The sequence below is a fragment of the Aquipluma nitroreducens genome, from assembly GCF_009689585.1.
Lineage (GTDB): Bacteria > Bacteroidota > Bacteroidia > Bacteroidales > Prolixibacteraceae > Aquipluma > Aquipluma nitroreducens.
The window spans coordinates 257,672-275,478 of sequence record NZ_AP018694.1 but is presented as its reverse complement, the minus strand read 5'-3'; the positions used below and the strand labels follow the sequence as shown (position 1 = coordinate 275,478).

Here is a 17,807-nt window from a genome sequence, read left to right as displayed (position 1 = left end):
AGTGATAGCATCTCACTTGCAGGGCATGGAACAAAAAACAGGACAAATTTCGGAATCAGTTAGGGAGTCTGAAAAGCATTTTTTGTTCCATATGGAAGAGTTGAAACAGATAATCATCAACGCTGACAAGAACAGGCTGGTTCGCCATCACCATGTAATTGACCTGAGTTCCTCAAAAGTGGTAGTGTCAATAGTTTCAATTTCTGTTTTGCTGCTGACCTCATTAATAGGAAATATTCATCAGTTTGAAATAAACTCCCGGATGACAGATAACGACCTAAAGTACCGGTATATCAAATCAACTAATGGAATTAGTGCGGGAAATCTAAGAAAGCTTGAGGATATTTTCCATTACCACAGGGATAAGAAAAAAATCAGAGAGATTCGCGGAAGAGTGGAGGAATATGAAAAAGGAATTAGTGAGACTGCCAAGAAAATGGAGAGAACGCAATGAAAAGCAACAGTTTCAAAAAGGTGATTGGCAGCAGGATAAAAGAAGAATATGAAATTAAATACAATGCCCAACCGGATATACCCTCAATCGGCCACATCCTACGTGCAACAGGCATAAGTATCCGCAGAACCAATCCGGGACAGTTGCGTTATTTCACTCCGAAAATAACAATCCAATCCCGCACCGTTCCGCATTCCACTGCTGGAACAGATATAATACTGGTATACTTTTCGATTGAAATAAATACTCTCAGTTGTCTGATGTAGTTCATCGTTTCAGATCGAAACTAAACCTGGATTTTTCTTTGGTTGGTTCCAGCATTTTCCAGATATCCTCGTAGTCATAAAACATCACCCCACCGATCTTGGAAAACAGAAGTGTGCCGTTTACCCGCAGCTTCTGAAGTGTTCACAGGGAGATACCCAGCATTTTTTTGGCTTCATAGGGATTTCAGCCATTTTTTGCATGGCTGGCCATGATGCTCTTTCAGCATCTTTCTGAACTCGGTGAGTAATACTGAATAGCATTGAAATAAACATTTGAAGAACTCTGAGAAATAGCAGGTGTAATTCCTGATCATTGAACTCAGTTTACACCTTCAAAGACTTTGTCCAAGTCAATCTTACCTATTACAATTTCGGAAACAGTTGAATTCTAACGGCTGTAAACTAATTTATTTAAGCGACTTACAGCACAACTTTCTATAAAATAAATTCCAACACGATGACCGCCATAAACGATATGATTAACACCTATTCTATAATATCTAGCATATCTGCAAGCACAGGCTAGAGCAATGCTATTTTTTTTAAAAATCGAGTCACAAAATCAACAGGAATACCATAATTGGCAAGTAATACGACAATGTTTGTCTCGCCACCACCCAAGGTAGCTTTATAACCGTAAGTCTGACTATACCGAAAATAACCTGGAGTAGCTAGACGCAGCATGATTTCACCAGATGGTATTACTTTCATAACCAAAATATCTTATTTAAAAAAGTGTGCCCTTGTTCCTCCTGTTTCCGGTAAATAATAGAACAAACCACCACTCAAAGGAAATTTCTTAAGTTGTTTCTCTGTCAGTCCTTCTCTGGCAGTTGAAATGTAGAGTGTTTGTAGGTTCTCGCCCCCAAAAGTACAGGAAGTAATATGAGGTGCGGCCACTTTAACGATTTCGAGTAATTGTCCGTTTTCGGGATCCCACCGGGCCACGCACGATCCGCCCCAATGGGCAATCCAGAGCTTACCTTCCCTGTCAATAGTCATTCCATCCGGAGCTCCCATTTCAAGAGGCACTTCAATAACTTTTCGTTTATTTGAAATACTACCGAGTTGATTGTCAAAATCAAAAACTACTACCGCATAATCAACCGTATCAATAAAATAAAATATGCTTTGATCAGCCGACCAAGCCATTCCGTTTGAAATAGTCAGGCCTGAAAGTTTAGTAATAATAGAATTGCCATCAAAACAATAGAGGCTTCCGGCATGGGACCGAACCCACTTGTTCATGGTCCCTACCCACAGACGGCCTGAAGGATCGCATTTGCCATCGTTGAACCGGTTCCCCGATTCAGGAGACTCCGGGAAATCGAATAACCGGATTAATTCTTTTGAGGAATTGAAGTGAAATATCCCATTTTCAAGAGCTACGACAAGCCCGCCCGATGCGGCAGGAACTACAGTCCCGATCATGTATCCCATCTGCCAGCTTTCTGTTTCCTCAGTTTTCGGATTAAAGCAATGCAGTATTCCCAGAGAAATATCTACCCAATACAGGGCTTTTTCTACCGGATGCCACAAAACTCCTTCTCCAAGTTGGTTTTTCGAGTCAATCAGCAAAGAGGCCTGGTGGATTTTGTATGTGTTCATAGTCCGAAATGTCAATTTCTAAGCTATTCATCCTGCATCAGTGCCGAACGGCCACCATCCATGAGATAAGTGGTTCCGGTCATAAATCTGGCATAATCGGAACCTAAGTAGGCGCAAAAAGCCCCAACTTCTTCAACCGTCCCGAGTTTTCCAGCCGGATGCAACTTGATGGTCCACTGGCGTTCAGCTTCAGCATCGGGGAAAGAGGCAAACCATTTGTCGTTTCCGGGAGTTTCGATAAATCCGGGAGCCATTCCAATGGTTCTAATTTTTGGCCCCCATTCCATGGCCAGGGAACGCACTAATCCTGTCAAAGCAGTTTTAGTTACGTTGTAAGGGAAGCAGCCTGGAATTGAACTGAATGCATGATTGGAGGTCATGATGATAATCACTCCGTTACCGGATTTATCCAGATGCGGTTTGCACAATTTGCAGACCATCCAGTGTGATGACAAATTGAGCTTGTGATTGTATATCCAATCTTCTTCGGTACATTTCTCGGCACCTTTAAACACATTAACTCCGGCATTGGAAACCAGAATATCTATTTTGCCGAACCGTTTCACCGTGTTTTCGACCAGTTTTTCCAGATCAGCATCTTTGGTTACATCAACTTCAGTATAAAGAGACTCTACTCCATTCTGTTTGGCTGTTGCTGAAAACTCGTTCACCGAGGCATCATTTTTATCTGTCCGGCCACACCCCGAAACAATACAGCCTGCCTGTGCCAACATTTTGGCGACTCCTTTGCCAATTCCACTTGAAACACCGGTGACAATTGCCACTTTATTGCGAAGATTTATTTCTAACATAGTTTGGTTGTTTAAGATTTGATTAAATGTAAAATCCATTTCTGGAAACCCGGATACCAGAGTGTTTTTCCATTTCCGGTTCAATCAGGTCAACCCCAAGACCGGGGCGTTCGGATAAAATAAGGTGCCCGCTTTGAATATCAATCGGGTGGTCAATTACCTCGTCTCTCCACGGCACATCGTTAAACATGAATTCCTGACGGAAAAAATTTGGTACCGCTGCACAAACATGGGCGCTCGCCAGGGTTGATAATGGACCGTTGGGATTATGGGGAGCCAGTTGTACATTGTAAACTTCGGCCATAGTTGCCATACGTTTCATTTCTGAAGGTCCTCCACAGCGAGTAATGTCAGGCATAATAATATCTACCACCTGTTTTTCGAGTAAATCGCGGATACCGTATCGGGTATAATGGCGTTCACCGACACAAATGGATACTTTTGGCGAGATCCGTTCGCGCATAGTACGCAAAGTTGATGCACTTTCCGGCCCTGCGGGTTCTTCGTACCAAGTTATATCCAGTTCAGATAAACGCTCAGCCATGGTCACCGCAGTTTTGAAATTCAGCATCGCATGAGTTTCAATCATCAGGTCGGCATCCGGGCCAATGGCTTCCCGTACTGCTTTGCTGACCTCGAAAGCCCTGTTTTGCTGTTCATGTGATAACCCAAGATCGGTATTCAGGTCTTCGCCATAGAGATAATTTACGTGGGCAAACGGGTCAAATTTTACTCCCATGAAGCCGTCTGCCATTACTTTGCGCGCCTGGTCGGCATAATCCTGTGCATTGTGACCGCCTCCAGTAAACCAGTAGTTGGCATACAAGCGGATTTTTGTCCGGAAAGAGCCACCCAATAATTCGTACATCGGAACCCCTAGAACTTTTGCTTTCAAATCGAGCAAAGCCATGTCAATGCCTGATATGGCGCACATGCTGGCGCCAAATGGACCAACCCAGTTCAAATCGCGGTAAAGCTTGGTCCAGATAAAATCGGTTTGCATCGGATCGAGTCCAATGATACGTTGTCCAGCTTCCTTGGCTGCTGTTTCCACAATCTGACTTCCAGGCCAGTTGGTTGCTTCACCTACTCCTGTATGACCTTCGTCGGTATATATTTTTAACATGGTCCAGTTGTATTTCACTCCTTCAACCAACCATACTTTTACATCTGTAATTTTCATGTGTTTTTCTCCTCTTTACTTTTGCTTTTTTCTACATGATTCCGTATTTATTCCAGGCATCAACAGCACTCATTCCTTCCTGAATGGCTTTTAAAACCATTCGTTCGCCTCTGGCCTTTTCGATAGCCAGAACAAAAACTTCTTGCTCAACCAACTGAGGTACAACACAAACACCATCAATATCACCAATGATCAAGTCGCCCGAATTGATGCGGACTCCGTTCATCTCGATAGGAACCCTGAAATCAATAACTTTCCCTCGCGGAGCTTGGTCCTGGGCGTATGGGCCGTAGCCAAATACAGGCAGCCCTACTTCGTAAATACCATTGGTGTCGCGTGTGTAACCATTGACTACAGCGCCCGCGCCTCCGCATATTTTTACCCGAGTCATCATCAACTCACCAACAAGGGCATAGTTGGGTGACGATCCAGAGCAAATATAAACTTCATCCGGTTTAATGTCGTCGAGCGCTTCGAGCATTAAGCCGAAAGGTTTGTTCATCAAAGGATTTTGCGAGTCTGGAGAGAGTTCTTCGAAACAATCAGCTTCAAGCACGGTCATGGCACGTCCCACAATAAACATGTTTTCTCTCAGGGGTCTGATCTGAGCCGGAAGAAACTGTTTTTGCAATCCCATTTTGTCCATGATGTCTCCAATTACTCCGGTAAAAAGTTCTTCTTTAATTAATTGAAAAAGTTCTTTATCATTCTTCCAAAATTTTTGTTTCTCTGTCATTTTGTATTTAATATTTTCGGGAATATTTTTTTCATGATTATTTGTCCTCATTTACATTCAATTGGCAAACAATTGCAGCAGAACAGTTCCTGAAAATGAATCTCCTTTTTTAAGCGGTTTTCTATATTTTTCAAGATGGCTACTAAAGAATGAATCTCCGCCACCAGTCGAAAATCCGGCAACTAGGAACTGAATGGATTCTCCGTTCACAAACGAGCGGAAAGTCTGTTTCCCCTGACCGTTGACACGGATTCCGTATCCCTCTTTCGATTCCAAAGAAGCTTCATAAATGAAATCTTTTGATGAACGAAAATCGTTTGATCCCAGTTCATTACTGTCATAACGCCAATCCCAGGTTGGTTCAGTACCAAATTTCAGGTTACGGCTTTGTGTAACATGGTAGGGGGAAGCTTCACCTTTTGTCCGTCCGATATGGTTTTCGGGATAAATGTTCCATTGTCCTTTCCTGTTCCAACTGAGTTTTTCAACATTGCGAGGAACAGTGAAAACAAGGCCCCATTGCCGTGGATTTATGTCAATAGCTGATGTAAACTCATATCCGATCTGGAGATTTCCCTTGCTGTCAATCGTATAGCTTATTGTTCCGGTGGCTTCATTGTACGAACCATTTACTTTAACAACGATTTGCTTCTCTGATTCCTCAGTTATTAGTCCGCTCATTTTCCAGTTTGCACAGGTATTGTTAAGTGGTTGAATGTCAAGGCTATATTCGGTCAAACAAGGGCCTGTGCTTAAAGGGAGCATCATCAGGGCGGTGCCTTCTTGCATAATCTCTTTTCCGTTTTTTGTTGCCTGCCTGATAGTTCCGTTTGTTGCATTGAAACTCCATGCGAAAGTTTTCCCTTTAATCACGACTTCATCCTTCGTTTTGGTAATCATGAGCGGCTCATCTTCCTGAACCAGGCTGATCGTCTCGTGTTCATGATGACCCACAGGAATCCGGTATTCATCAATCACGAAACCCAATGGACTGGTAAATTTCAATGCGAGCGATTCTCCATCAATTATCTGATGACCTGGACTAATTCGAATTACGCCATAGGTACGGGGAAGAATATCGGCAGTTAACTTACCGGATTCATTTCCCAGTGTCCATTCAATTTTCAATTCTTTAAAATTGCTGAAGTCGAACCGGTTTTCGGCCTGAATTTGAATTTCGTTTCCTGAAATTGGAAATTTGATTTCACTGGTATAAACTTTTACGGGAGAATAGGATTTTTTAATGTGGTAATATTCCGGTTTTTCGCGGCGCCATCCGTCAATAGGTCCCCATTCTCCATAGCCAACAGCCTTGCCTTCCGGCAAATAGAACACATCGTCGATGCCTGACCAAATGGCCCCGCCCAGACAGCCGCGACTGTAATACATGTTGTTCCACATAGGTTCCAGTCCTATTCCCCAGGCATCGCGAACGCCGGGATCTGTCACTATTTCCTGCCGGTTGTAGGTGTTCAGGTGACAATATTCGCCAAACAGCAAAGGGCGTGGAAAATTTGCGGCTACTTCAGGACCGGCGGGTCCTGGATAATGAATATTTGCGATGGGCATGTCGGTACTTCCGTGACTATTGTTTTCTCCGTAAGCCTGATCATGAAAAGTAGAAGGGCGCGATGAGTCGAGGGTTTTCAGAAATTCAAAATTGGCTTTCCAGTTAGGCCCCCAGGACGATTCATTGGCCATTGACCAAATAATTACACTAGGATGATTGCGAAGGTATTCAACGGTTTGTTGGGTTATCTGCTCAATCAGCGGAAGGAATTTGGCCTGATGCGGATCCTCCTTTTCCCATTTACTATTGGCTCCTTGACCAACCCATGCGATCGGGTTTTCAACTTCAACATACATACCCAGTTCGTCGCACAATTGCACAAATTCTTCGGAAGGTGGATAATGCGAGGTGCGTATGTAATTTATATTGGCAGCCCGGTAAAGCCGTACATCTTTTTCCCAAAGTTCCTGGTTCAGTGCCCGCCCTAGCAATGGATGAACGTCGTGATGGTTTACTCCCCGGAGCTTAACTGGTTTTTCGTTCACAAACAATTGGTTCCCAATAACCTCAATCTTGCGGAACCCGATAAGCTGTTTGATTTGTTCCGATTGATTGTTCGCGCTGTAAGTGATTTTCAAAGTATATAAATACGGATGTTCGCTATCCCACTTCTTCGGTTTTGAGACGTTAAACACTTTCCTGTGTGATTCAGTTCCGTTCGCTGAATTTTCTTTCACCTCAATCATTTCAATCTTACCTCCCAATGAATTGAAAAGCTCAAATTGAATATTTGATTTGGCGATCTCTTTTCCCGATTGATTTTCGATTTCATAGTCAGCAGTTAGCATTGCTACATCGCTTTTGCTTTCCCAATTTGTGGCTAAATGGAGCGATGAGATATGAACTTTGGGTACCGCAATCAGGTAAACTTTGCGAAGAATACCTCCAAGTTGGTGGGCGGCATATTGGCTGCCGCTCATCAGGCTGTCGGCCAGCGATTCGCTCATAATCCCCATGGAAATGATGTTTTCTGTACCCTGTTTAATCAGATTGGTGACATCCATCTCAAAAGCATTCAGGCCTCCCTGATGCATACCTGCATTTTTCCCGTTTATCGAGATGACTGCATCGCTGAACACTGCATCGCATCGCAATTTAATGTCGCAATCTTTCCATTCCGAAGGAATTGCGAATGATTTCATATAAGCTGCACGGGTGTTGGACTTTACTGAAAATCCCTGCATGGTCCATTCACCGGGAACAGCAATATTGCTCCAGTTCGCCGGGACTTTCTTTACGGTCTGAAATCCTGCCTGTGGCGCTGGATTAAATTTCCATGTTCCGTTAAGGTCAATCTTCAATTCCTTTAAAGTATTCACGTTTATTGGACGAGGGGTCAAACTGGCCGCAACTCTATCCTGAAATGATTCTGTCTTACCAGAAGCAGTTCCAGCCAAAAGGCACAAGGAAATTAATATTCCAGAAGGTTTTGTATATCTTGTTTTTAATCTCATAACTTTATTAATTAATCGGGGAACATTAAAACTTGTTGCTCATGGCAGTCAGCACAATGGAACCTATTAAGATGAGCAATCCTATATTTAAAATTCTCTTTGATTTTGCCGAAGCTTCTTTCCATTCGCCCCGGTATAATCCCCAGAGATTTCCAACGACAATGGACAAGGTAATGAGCAAAGGCCAGCCAATTATTAGTCCATAATCGCCCAGCATCGAACAACCAATACCATAAAAGTAAAAACTACCAATCCACATCACTGACATCGCCAGCATTAAAATCCAGTTTATCGCTTTGTGTTCGTTAAAGAAGCTTTTTATACTTTTAGTTCTGTTGATCAGGAACAAACAATAGCCTGCATTAATAATGGCCCCGCTGCTGAAAAATAAGGACCAAACCACATTGCCCGCAAGAATACTGTTCACTCCTGAATTTAAGGCAATTGAAGTAATTTGTCCACTGAAAGCAGCCCCCAGGTTTGGTAAACAGGAAGTAAAACCTGCAATTACAGCTATGATAAGACCTTTCCCTAACTGTTTTGAATTTGTTGTTGATTCGGATGGGGCTTTTATTGACGAAGCCTTCGCGCAAAGAATAATTCCTGCAACTGTAAGGATGGCTCCGGCAATGATGAGCTTGCCCCTGGTCTGAAAGAAGATGCCAGGAGAAAAAATCAAGGCGGGGATGATTGTTCCTGCGGCAGCATTGATCCCCATGATAATTGGATAGCCCAAAGCCATTCCGAGTATGTCCATACCTTTTCCAAAAAGGATTGCCCCGATTCCCCAACCGAGACCAAAAAGCATGACCACAAACAATAATGACGATGGGATTTGTAAGATAATGCCTGAAAGATTGCTGATACTGCCAAATGCGATGATCCAATTTAAAACCAGCATGGCAAGCAAGGAGAAGGCGAACCATTTATGCGCCCAGTCCCATTTCTTTGTATAGGTCATTGGTAAGAAGAACGAACCCTGTAAGAGTCCCGCTATTGTTACGATTAAGAGTCCTGCTGTAATGTTCATAGTGATTTGTTAGCGATTGATTAACTACTTTTTTCGAATCAAACATATTAAAGTAAAGAGTTGCTTGTTTGGACACCATTATTTAATACTAATACATTATTATCTTTCATTTCGTGTTTATTATATTATATTGCTTTCATTTAGTACTATAGCTATTAGTATGCAACCTTTACTCCTTAAAATAGAGTCGAAAGTCAGCCAATCGTTTCAGATCAGGAAAGATATACGGCCAAATTTTTACAGTACATGGCATTATCATGAAGAGTTAGAACTGACTCTCATTTTAAAAGGCAGCGGAACCTGGTTTGCGGGCGACAGCATTGGGCAATTCTCAGCCGGCGATTTGGTAAATCAAATTTGACCGTTTAATGTATAGTCAGATGGAACCTCATACAGATTTAGATTTAATTTATAAGATTTGATGTAAGAACATAGTTTCCTGACCCTAAAAGATAAACTGCATTCCCATTTTCCATTCGTAAAAATTTGACTCCGGCTACTTTGGACAGCGTTTTATTATTTTCTGATACTGAACTGGCATTTCTTGCAGGCACGAAGACCTCGGCAATTGTATTTGTCGGAATTCCGACCTTTAAAGTAATCTTGTTCCCTTTCTTTATCCATGAAGATGAGATGGTCCCCCGGACAGATTGATACGTGCATTTCACATCAGCTAAGTTCAACCCAAAAGCAGGTTTAATCCGGAATTTGCCATAACCTGCCTCGGTATTTGAAATGCCTGACACCGAGCGATAAAACCACTCCAATATTCCGGCGTACATATCATGGTTCATTGAACGCGACCGGTCTGTCCTCCAGTTTTCCGGAATAGTGGTGAGGCCAAGTTTAATAAAATTATAATAACCCGGAACATCAGTTTGCATAATCATAGTATCCACAAGAGCAGACTTTTGCAGATCACCAAGTACACGCCAGAGATAAGTTACACCAATATCTCCCACACTTGCGTGGTTGGGAAGAACCGGACCAAAAGTTCCGTTTTCACCCACTGTCCCTTTAGGGTTTGCGATTATCTCTAATAAAGCATTGAAAACGAATTGTTCCTTTCCATAAGGAACTAATCCCAGAGCAAGTGGCATCGTCTGGTTGACTTGTACCTCAGGAAGGTAGCATCCTTTACCGGAATCAAAAAAGGCATTGTTGTAAGCATTATTTAACCGGATAAATTCTTTTGAAAAGAATGAAGCATCATCAGTACGGTTTAAAACTGTTGCAATGTCTCTCATAATCTTTACGTCCCACACATAAATAGCACCTTCAACATTTGCGGCCTGACTACCAGCAGGAGACATCCAGTCTCCCAGCCCATAAGCTATTACTCCCCGTGTATCTTCTTTGGTTTTTAGATATACCAGATAGTTTTTCATATTCTGGTAATTATCTTCCAAAATCTTTTTGTCGCCATACGTCCAATAATACTGCCATGGCATGGCAAACATGCTTGTTCCCCAAGCAGGAGAATCATCAAAATCTCCTCGTCCATGGGTGTAATCGGGTACGATATTGGGAATAAGTCCGTTCGGGCGCTGAGCTTCAGATAGATTTTGAGTCAGGCCAATCCATAAAGGCTGCATATTAAACAGATAGGCATACGAGGGCGCCAAACTGGCCACAACCTCTTGCCAGCCTAGTTTCTCGTAGGTAGGGCAATCGGTATGAATAGTCACCTGATTGCTTTGAAGTGTTTTAAGTGCAAGGTCGTAAATTTGATTATACCGCTGGTCGGAAGTGGAAAATGTACCGGCATCATTAGCTGCAGAATACGTAAAATACCCTTTTACGTCATGAATATAAGGCACGTCGGTTTTTGTGCAGTCAGCTGTTATTCCATTTATTTCAATGTAACGAAATCCAACGGTTGAAAATGTCAGACGCCATGTTTCCAGTCCTTTACCTTTTAATGTATAGGTAGAGTAAGTCGTATAATTATCGGCTGTTGGCCGAACCCTGCCTTTATCCAATACTTCTCCCGGAGTTATTTTCAAAACGCGACCGGCAGGTCCGCTAACCTTTATCTCAAACTGTCCATTCATATTCTGTCCCAGGTCAAATACCTGCACATCATAGTCAGGACTTGTTCTTTTTATAGTATTATACACTTGTCGTTCTATTACTGGCGGCACTTTTTGCGACTCTAAAAGACCTAACGGCGCTTCAATTATTTCAGCAGGTTTCCAATTGTTATCAGAGAACGTACTAGTATTCCAACCCACCTGCTCCAGTCTTGCATCATATTGTTCCGAACCAAAAACATGTGTTAATGTGAAAGGGCTTTCAGATGTTTTCCATGAAGGATCAGAAACTACCACCATGGTAGATCCATCCTCAAATTGAATATTCAACTGCGAAAAAAGCCTCATAATTCCATAGTGACGAATCCGGGGGGGAGTTTCGCCCAGGCCTTTTCGTTCAATACGTGTTTCTGTTTGATAATCGAACCATCCGTTTCCGAGCATTACCCCGAGGGTATTATCGCCTGTTTGCAGCAAATTGGCAACATCGAACGTCAGGTAATTTGCTGATTTATCGTAATCAGTCCATGCTGGCGGAGTTATCTGGTTACCAATCTTTTTCCCGTTCAGTGTTGCATCAAATACACCCAATCCCGAAATGAAAAGATACGCTTCCTTTACCCTGTTATTAATATTAAACACTTTGCGGAATAATGGAGAATGATCGTTTACAGTAGCGGTTTTAAATAGTTTCAGAAACCAAGGTTCATTACCCAACCCTGCAACAATACAGGCTGGTTTCCAATTGTTGGTTTCTGTTGATGCCTCCCACGAAGTATTGTCGGTTACCAGTAAGATGAGTTCACCATCGTTAAGCCTTACTTCAATGCGGGCAATCACGCTTCCCTTTTTAAGAACACTTTTTCTGGCCTGAATAAAAAGTGAATTTGAACCACTGTGCAGAAAGGGAACTAAGTCGATGTCAGTTACTGTAGTCCAATCGTTACTCTGAGCAGCAAGTTTATCGTTTATATAAAAAGTGAAACTGCTATCGGCTGTTATGCTCGCTTTTGCGCTCACAACCGACTTCCCTTCAGGAATTTGAACTAGCGAGCGAAACTTGCAAAGTGTTGAGTTTGAATCAATATTGTCCCAAATCCAGTTTGCACGAGCCAAACCAACACGTTGCTGTGATGCAGAAATCCAGCATACTTTAGAATCCCAGTCACCCGAATTTAGAAAACCTGTAACAAAACTGTTTTTGGAGCTCCATGGCGAAACGTTTCCGTCTTTGTCCCATGCGCGTATTTTCCACCAATATTTTGTACAGCTTTTTAAAGACATGCCTTCAAACCGAATATCATATTGCGCAGCGGAAATGATTTTGCCACTACTCCATTGATCGCCAATATTAACATCAATATTCGCCTCCATAGAAGCAACAATAATTTCATAAGCTGACTGTACTTCTCCTCTGTCGACATCGTTTATGATCCAACTAAACCTTGGTGATTTGGTATCGATACCCAGCTGTGAATAATAATCCTGAATACGACAATTCGAAGGTGCATCCGGGACTGTAGCTTTAGCTGCAGAAATGGATAAGCAAAAACAAATAAATGAAAATAACCATCTACCTGTAAATTTATATTTTCCAGACATTTTTTTCAGATGATATTGGATTAAGTTAGATTATACTAATTCCACCAGATTTAAGGACAATCTTATCGCAGTAGTTAACCAATGTCTTTTAACTCATTTCTTGCTTTTAGAAATGAATTTGTAAGTTATAGCGGATGGTTCGGCTACTTTAAAGGTAGCCAAATCATCCATTATAATACCTATGGTCTTAAGTTGTATAAAACACAAAGACCTTTTACTAATATTTTGATTAATACCCTGGGTTTTGCACCAAAGCAGTATTTGCATCAAGTGAAGGCTTGGGAATTGGAAAGAGCAACTGATGATCATCGGCACTAGTTGCCCCTCTGTCTTTAGCGAATTGAATATATTTCCCAAACCGTATCAGATCCTCTCTTCGTTTTCCTTCATGATATAATTCACGCGCACGTTCTGTAAGCAAATAACTCCGGAAAGCATCTTTGGTTGGTAAATCTGACGTAGATAATTTATGGGTGGTATTTCCAAATGCTCTTGCCCTTATCACATTAATCAGATCAAAAGCTTCCTGAGTTGGACCGGATACTTCATTAACTGCTTCGGCCTTGCATAAAATGATATCGGCAAGTCTGAGTACAAGCTCATCATTCGTACCCTGATGCCCTGCCTGAGTTGGATCAATTGGAAATTTGACCACAATTGGATTTACGGAGTGTCCAATTTCTCCTGATCTGGTCGGATAATCGAAAATTAAATAATCTCTCCGATGGTCACCCAGCTCAAAATAATTATACAAAGTCATTGTTGCTCTAAATCCTGACCATGAGTCTAAGCTACTTATTGGTTTAAAATCGCTGGGCAAGGCATGAGCGTTAAACAGACTTCCATTACCTTGTGGATTCGGAGTGATATTATTAATAGCGAAAATGATTTCGTTATTTTCTTCATTACTCAAAGAAAATACATCTCCATATGTAGCCTGCAATGTATAGGGGCCACTAATAACGTTTGCGGCCATATCTTTCGCTTTTGCAAAATCCTTAGTGCGCATATAAAGCTTGCACAGCAAGGCTTGCGCAGCTCCTTGTGTAGCTCTTCCCCATTCAGCTTTAGGCACACTGACAGGTAAATCACCTAGTGCTTCAGTCAGATCTTTTTCGATCAGGGTATTCACTTCTTCAATTGAAGCTCTGCTAGGTTTTGATAGCGGATCGATGGCAGAATCGGTTACTATTGGGAGCCCGCCAAACCAACCGGAACCATCATAGTAGCATAATGCCCTGATGAACTTACTTTCTGCTATTATTCTCTTTTTGACAGCATCAGTTAAAACGGAGGTTTTACTTGTTTCATCGATGACTAGATTAGCCCTGCTAATAGCAATATAAATGGCATCATATATAAATCCACCAAAAAGACCTGTTGAAGCATCCCATGTGAAATCTTTAAGAACCCCATATTCACCCTGAGCCCAGGCTTGATCAACCAGTAACATATCTGTTGGAGAATCGTTTATGCAATGATAATACTTATGGTAATAACCCCATTCAGGCGCCAGCCCTTTATATGCGCCATAAAGTGCAAGAGTAAAGTCTTGTTCTGATTTAAAATAGGAATTTGTTGTAAGTGATGAATAAACTTCTTCCCTAAGGGTATTTTTACAACTACTAAAAATCAGAATAGTAGCCAAAAAGTATATTGCTATTTTATGTATTAAATGGTTATTCATAATGTTAATTTTTCAGGTTAAAAGCCTAATTCGATTCCAAAAGTAAAATTCCGTGATAGCGGGTACGGGTCTCTGTCAACTGCACTGGATATTTCAGGATCCACACCTTTGTATCCAGTAATTGTGAATACATTTTGAATATCGCAATATAATCTTAATGTACTCAGCCCTCTTATAAGTCTGTCTGCCGGCAAATTATATCCAAGCGTAATGTTTTTGAGACGAATAAAAGAGGCATTTTCCAGGTAGAATGTATTTGCCGCATGGACATAATCCGGTTGAACTGTTCTCTTTGAATCAATTGTATTTGATGGATTCGTAGGTGTCCATCGATTGAGAATTTCGGGCGACCAGTTATCTCCCAAAAAGTTGGGGTTTAATTGCTGAAACCGCGTTCCATTATATTTGTTAACTCCAAGGTTCCCATGTATAAAAATAGAAAGATCGAAGTTCTTGTATTTAAAGTTATTGGTCAACCCAAGAATTACTTTTGGGTCAGGACTTCCAATCACTTTTTGGTCGTCAACGGTGATCTTCTTATCGCCATTTAAATCCCTGTATTTAGGATCCCCTGGTATTGCACCATAGATAGCGGCTTGTGTCGCTTCATTGCTTTGCCAGATTCCATCAAAAACATATCCGTATATTGCACCAACGGATTCTCCGGGACGAAGGATCTGCAGGTTGAAGTTGGATCCTCCTCCATAAAATACGTTATTATAAATTTGCTCAGTGAATCCTTCATTAAGACTTACAACTTTATTTTTATTATAAGCAATATTGAACATTGTTTCCCATTGCAATGGTCCGGATAAATTCACAGTTGACAATTCAAACTCAATCCCTTCATTACTTATTTCTCCCACATTGCTTAATATGGATGAATACCCATTCTCTTTTGCCAAGGGTAATGAGAAAAGCAAATCTTTTGTGTTCCTTTTGTAATAATCAATACTGGAGGTAACCCTGTTGTTAAATAATCCAATATCCAGACCAACATCCAACTGCCCGGTTTTTTCCCATTTTAGATTTGGGTTTCCGGGAGAACCTTGAGGAGATACACCTTTATAGTTGACATCTCCAATTGCAGCGGTAACAATTTGATAGAACTGTAAAGAGCTGTAATTACCAATTTCCTGATTCCCTGTCACTCCGTATCCGGCTCTTAATTTTAAGTTACTGAAAAGACCAAGATCCTTTATGAAATTCTCTTCATTAAGCTTCCATGCAATAGATGCGGCAGGAAAGTATCCGAATTTATTTGATTCCCCAAAACGGGAAGAACCGTCAGCCCTAAAAGTTACGTTTACAAGGTACCTATCTTTATAGCTATAAAATGCACGGCCGTAATAGGATAGAAGTTGGTTTTTTGATTTATAGGATTCAGTTATCTGCTTAGTTGTACCTGAACCAAGGTTATTATAAGTAACGGTTTGACTAGGAAAATCGGATGAACCTAAGCCTAATATGGTATTTATAAAAGTCTCGTATGTACCACCAGCCATAATCTGAATCTTATGGATATCATTAATAATTGTCTGATAGTTAATATTTGGTTCGATATTGTATGTGTTTCGTTCATTCGTATGAATATAAGCAGCCCCATTCAAATTTTTTCCTTCGCGTATTGAAAGAGGAACATATTGAGATCTACGTGCAAATTGGCGGTCAAAACCCATGTTAACCCCAACTTTCAGACCTTTAAGTAACTCATAATTTGCCTTAAATGAACCAAGGGTTCTGTTTGTTTCTCCATCGTCAAGATAATCATTCATCAATGCAATAGGATTTTCGGCCATAAAAGCAGTTGTATGTTTGGAATACTGTCCACTATTATCGTAAACATCGACCATGGGCGTAAAAACCATTGCATTTTGAAGAACTCCGGCAGATTCATTATTTCCTGTTGCAAAAGGAACAAAATCATCAAGAGTAAGTGAAGTATTCAGGTTAAAATCAAAATCGAATTTCTCTTTTTTATGAGTAAGGTTTACTCTAGCCGTGTACCTTTTAATTCCACTTGAATGGACGATTCCATCCTGATTAAAAGCATTGAATGAAATGAGGTAAAGGTCAGAAGAGTTACCACCGGATAAAGTAACCGTATTGTTTTTTGTTAAGGCATTGTTATTGAGTACTTTTTGGTACCAATCTGTTCCTTTCCCGTTATTCGGAATTGCATTCATTGCATTTTGGTCATACACAATACCATTTCCACGAAGCACAGAAATTTCATTTACTGTATTAGCATACCGGGTACCATCTAATACTTCAGGAGTCTTTATAACATTCTGAATTCCAATGCTACCAGAATAGTTGACTTTTAATTTACCTTCTTTCCCTCTTTTTGTGGTTATAATAATTACACCGTTAGCAGCTCTTGATCCAAAAATTGCAGTAGAAGATGCATCCTTTAATATTTCTATGGATTCAATATCTGAAGGAGATATTGAGTTTAGCGGGTTTCTTGAAGGTACACCCCTGCTGCCAGAAGGTCCGGGCATAATACCACTATTATCAATTGGTAATCCGTCAATTACATACAATGGATCATTTCCTGCATTTAAAGATGCAGTTCCCCGAATGCGAACTGAGAAGTCGCCACCTGGTTGGCCGCTCGTTTGTGAAATCATTACACCAGCTGCTTTACCTTTTAATACCTGGTTTATACTTGACGAGGGTGTTTTGCTAAGATCTTCACTCTTAATTGAACTAATTGAACCTGTAAGGTCAATCTTCTTTTGGGTTCCATAGCCTATAGCTACCACTTCTTCAATTCCAATGGCTTCATCTTCGAGTTGAACGTTAATAGAAGTTTTGTTATCAACGGGTATCTCCTTCGTTTTCATCCCCACAAACGAAAACTGCAAGCTTGCATTCGCAGGAACATTGGAGATTGAATAATTTCCGTTGGCATCGGTAATGGTGCCAGTGGTGGTGCCTTTTACCACTACTGAAACTCCAGGCAAAGCTCCTCCTGAAGAGTCGGTTACTTTACCAGAAACCGATTTTTGCTGTTCCGCAGATTCATTTACTTCTGAATTTGATGAAATAATGATATTTCGGTTTATAATCCTGTAGGATACAGCTTCTCCGGCAAAAATCTTCTTTAAAATGTCTTCAACAGTACTTTTCTCAACATTAAGATCGATTTCCCGATAAACATCAATTTTACTGGCATTGTACATGAAGGAAAATTCCGATTGGTCTTCAATCAGTTTTAGAACATCCTTCACTGTCGTTTTTTGCACGTTTAGGTCCAGTTTTGTCTGCTGGCTGTAAACAGAAGCATAGCTCCCTGTTAGCCCTATGATACAAATCAGTATTACAATTAGTTTCATCCTCAAAATAAATTTTCTTCGGATGCTTCGA

General features: G+C 41.1%; 13 protein-coding genes. 3 read left to right on the top strand and 10 right to left on the bottom strand.

What is annotated here, in order from left to right; genetic code table 11:
* Window positions 1-25 precede the first annotated feature (25 nt).
* Both AQPE_RS01110 and AQPE_RS01105 read left to right on the top strand, forming a co-directional pair.
* On the top strand, window positions 26-454 hold the full coding sequence (locus tag AQPE_RS01110; protein ID WP_318349197.1) for a hypothetical protein: 429 nt from the start codon (window positions 26-28) through the stop codon (window positions 452-454).
* Complete coding sequence (locus AQPE_RS01105) at window positions 451-720, top strand: hypothetical protein (protein WP_318349196.1); 270 nt, start codon at window positions 451-453, stop codon at window positions 718-720. The genes AQPE_RS01110 and AQPE_RS01105 overlap by 4 nt, the downstream gene beginning before the upstream one ends.
* Before the next feature lie 522 nt (window positions 721-1,242).
* On the opposite strand, the gene AQPE_RS01100 is transcribed toward AQPE_RS01105, so the two are convergent.
* Genes AQPE_RS01100 through AQPE_RS01070 form a run of 7 tightly spaced genes read right to left on the bottom strand, consistent with a single transcriptional unit; the run spans window position 1,243 to window position 9,113 of the window.
* A complete protein-coding gene (locus tag AQPE_RS01100) occupies window positions 1,243-1,431 on the bottom strand; it encodes a hypothetical protein (RefSeq protein WP_318349195.1) in 189 nt (62 codons plus the stop codon).
* A 12-nt stretch (window positions 1,432-1,443) separates the two neighbouring features.
* A complete protein-coding gene (locus AQPE_RS01095) occupies window positions 1,444-2,328 on the bottom strand; it encodes an SMP-30/gluconolactonase/LRE family protein (protein ID WP_318349194.1) in 885 nt (294 codons plus the stop codon).
* 23 nt (window positions 2,329-2,351) lie between these two features.
* On the bottom strand, window positions 2,352-3,140 hold the full coding sequence (locus tag AQPE_RS01090) for an SDR family NAD(P)-dependent oxidoreductase (RefSeq protein ID WP_318349193.1): 789 nt from the start codon (window positions 3,138-3,140) through the stop codon (window positions 2,352-2,354).
* 22 nt (window positions 3,141-3,162) lie between these two features.
* Entirely contained in the window at window positions 3,163-4,323 is a 1,161-nt protein-coding gene (locus tag AQPE_RS01085; protein WP_318349192.1) for a mandelate racemase/muconate lactonizing enzyme family protein, read from the bottom strand.
* Between the two features lie 31 nt (window positions 4,324-4,354).
* Window positions 4,355-5,110: an RraA family protein gene (locus tag AQPE_RS01080; RefSeq protein WP_318349191.1), complete on the bottom strand. Its 756-nt coding sequence runs from the start codon at window positions 5,108-5,110 to the stop codon at window positions 4,355-4,357.
* Between the two features lie 6 nt (window positions 5,111-5,116).
* Window positions 5,117-8,083 carry a glycoside hydrolase family 2 protein gene (locus tag AQPE_RS01075; RefSeq protein ID WP_318349190.1) on the bottom strand — a complete coding sequence of 989 codons (2,967 nt, stop codon included), beginning with the start codon at window positions 8,081-8,083 and terminating at the stop codon, window positions 5,117-5,119.
* Between the two features lie 25 nt (window positions 8,084-8,108).
* Entirely contained in the window at window positions 8,109-9,113 is a 1,005-nt protein-coding gene (locus AQPE_RS01070; RefSeq protein ID WP_318349189.1) for an L-rhamnose/proton symporter RhaT, read from the bottom strand.
* Between the two features lie 160 nt (window positions 9,114-9,273).
* On the opposite strand from AQPE_RS01070, the gene AQPE_RS01065 reads away from it, so the two are divergent.
* On the top strand, window positions 9,274-9,474 hold the full coding sequence (locus tag AQPE_RS01065) for a cupin domain-containing protein (RefSeq protein ID WP_318349188.1): 201 nt from the start codon (window positions 9,274-9,276) through the stop codon (window positions 9,472-9,474).
* Between the two features lie 43 nt (window positions 9,475-9,517).
* On the opposite strand, the gene AQPE_RS01060 is transcribed toward AQPE_RS01065, so the two are convergent.
* The 3 genes from AQPE_RS01060 to AQPE_RS01050 all read right to left on the bottom strand — a co-directional run bounded on the left by AQPE_RS01060 (window position 9,518) and on the right by AQPE_RS01050 (window position 17,776).
* Window positions 9,518-12,748 carry a family 78 glycoside hydrolase catalytic domain gene (locus tag AQPE_RS01060; protein ID WP_318349187.1) on the bottom strand — a complete coding sequence of 1,077 codons (3,231 nt, stop codon included), beginning with the start codon at window positions 12,746-12,748 and terminating at the stop codon, window positions 9,518-9,520.
* Window positions 12,749-12,977: 229 nt separating this feature from the next.
* On the bottom strand, window positions 12,978-14,435 hold the full coding sequence (locus AQPE_RS01055; protein ID WP_318349186.1) for a RagB/SusD family nutrient uptake outer membrane protein: 1,458 nt from the start codon (window positions 14,433-14,435) through the stop codon (window positions 12,978-12,980).
* Window positions 14,436-14,452: 17 nt separating this feature from the next.
* The gene (locus AQPE_RS01050) at window positions 14,453-17,776 is read right to left on the bottom strand and encodes a SusC/RagA family TonB-linked outer membrane protein (protein WP_318349185.1); all 3,324 of its coding nucleotides are present in this window, start codon (window positions 17,774-17,776) and stop codon (window positions 14,453-14,455) included.
* Window positions 17,777-17,807: the final 31 nt, after the last annotated feature.

Bases quoted from the DNA above. Each gene is read 5' to 3' on its own strand.
- AQPE_RS01110 (WP_318349197.1), top strand. From the start codon at position 26: ATGGAACAAAAAACAGGACAAATTTCGGAATCAGTTAGGGAGTCTGAA.
- AQPE_RS01105 (WP_318349196.1), top strand. From the start codon at position 451: ATGAAAAGCAACAGTTTCAAAAAGGTGATTGGCAGCAGGATAAAAGAA.
- AQPE_RS01100 (WP_318349195.1), bottom strand. From the start codon at position 1,431: ATGAAAGTAATACCATCTGGTGAAATCATGCTGCGTCTAGCTACTCCA.
- AQPE_RS01095 (WP_318349194.1), bottom strand. From the start codon at position 2,328: ATGAACACATACAAAATCCACCAGGCCTCTTTGCTGATTGACTCGAAA.
- AQPE_RS01090 (WP_318349193.1), bottom strand. From the start codon at position 3,140: ATGTTAGAAATAAATCTTCGCAATAAAGTGGCAATTGTCACCGGTGTT.
- AQPE_RS01085 (WP_318349192.1), bottom strand. From the start codon at position 4,323: ATGAAAATTACAGATGTAAAAGTATGGTTGGTTGAAGGAGTGAAATAC.
- AQPE_RS01080 (WP_318349191.1), bottom strand. From the start codon at position 5,110: ATGAGGACAAATAATCATGAAAAAAATATTCCCGAAAATATTAAATAC.
- AQPE_RS01075 (WP_318349190.1), bottom strand. From the start codon at position 8,083: ATGAGATTAAAAACAAGATATACAAAACCTTCTGGAATATTAATTTCC.
- AQPE_RS01070 (WP_318349189.1), bottom strand. From the start codon at position 9,113: ATGAACATTACAGCAGGACTCTTAATCGTAACAATAGCGGGACTCTTA.
- AQPE_RS01065 (WP_318349188.1), top strand. From the start codon at position 9,274: ATGCAACCTTTACTCCTTAAAATAGAGTCGAAAGTCAGCCAATCGTTT.
- AQPE_RS01060 (WP_318349187.1), bottom strand. From the start codon at position 12,748: ATGTCTGGAAAATATAAATTTACAGGTAGATGGTTATTTTCATTTATT.
- AQPE_RS01055 (WP_318349186.1), bottom strand. From the start codon at position 14,435: ATGAATAACCATTTAATACATAAAATAGCAATATACTTTTTGGCTACT.
- AQPE_RS01050 (WP_318349185.1), bottom strand. From the start codon at position 17,776: ATGAAACTAATTGTAATACTGATTTGTATCATAGGGCTAACAGGGAGC.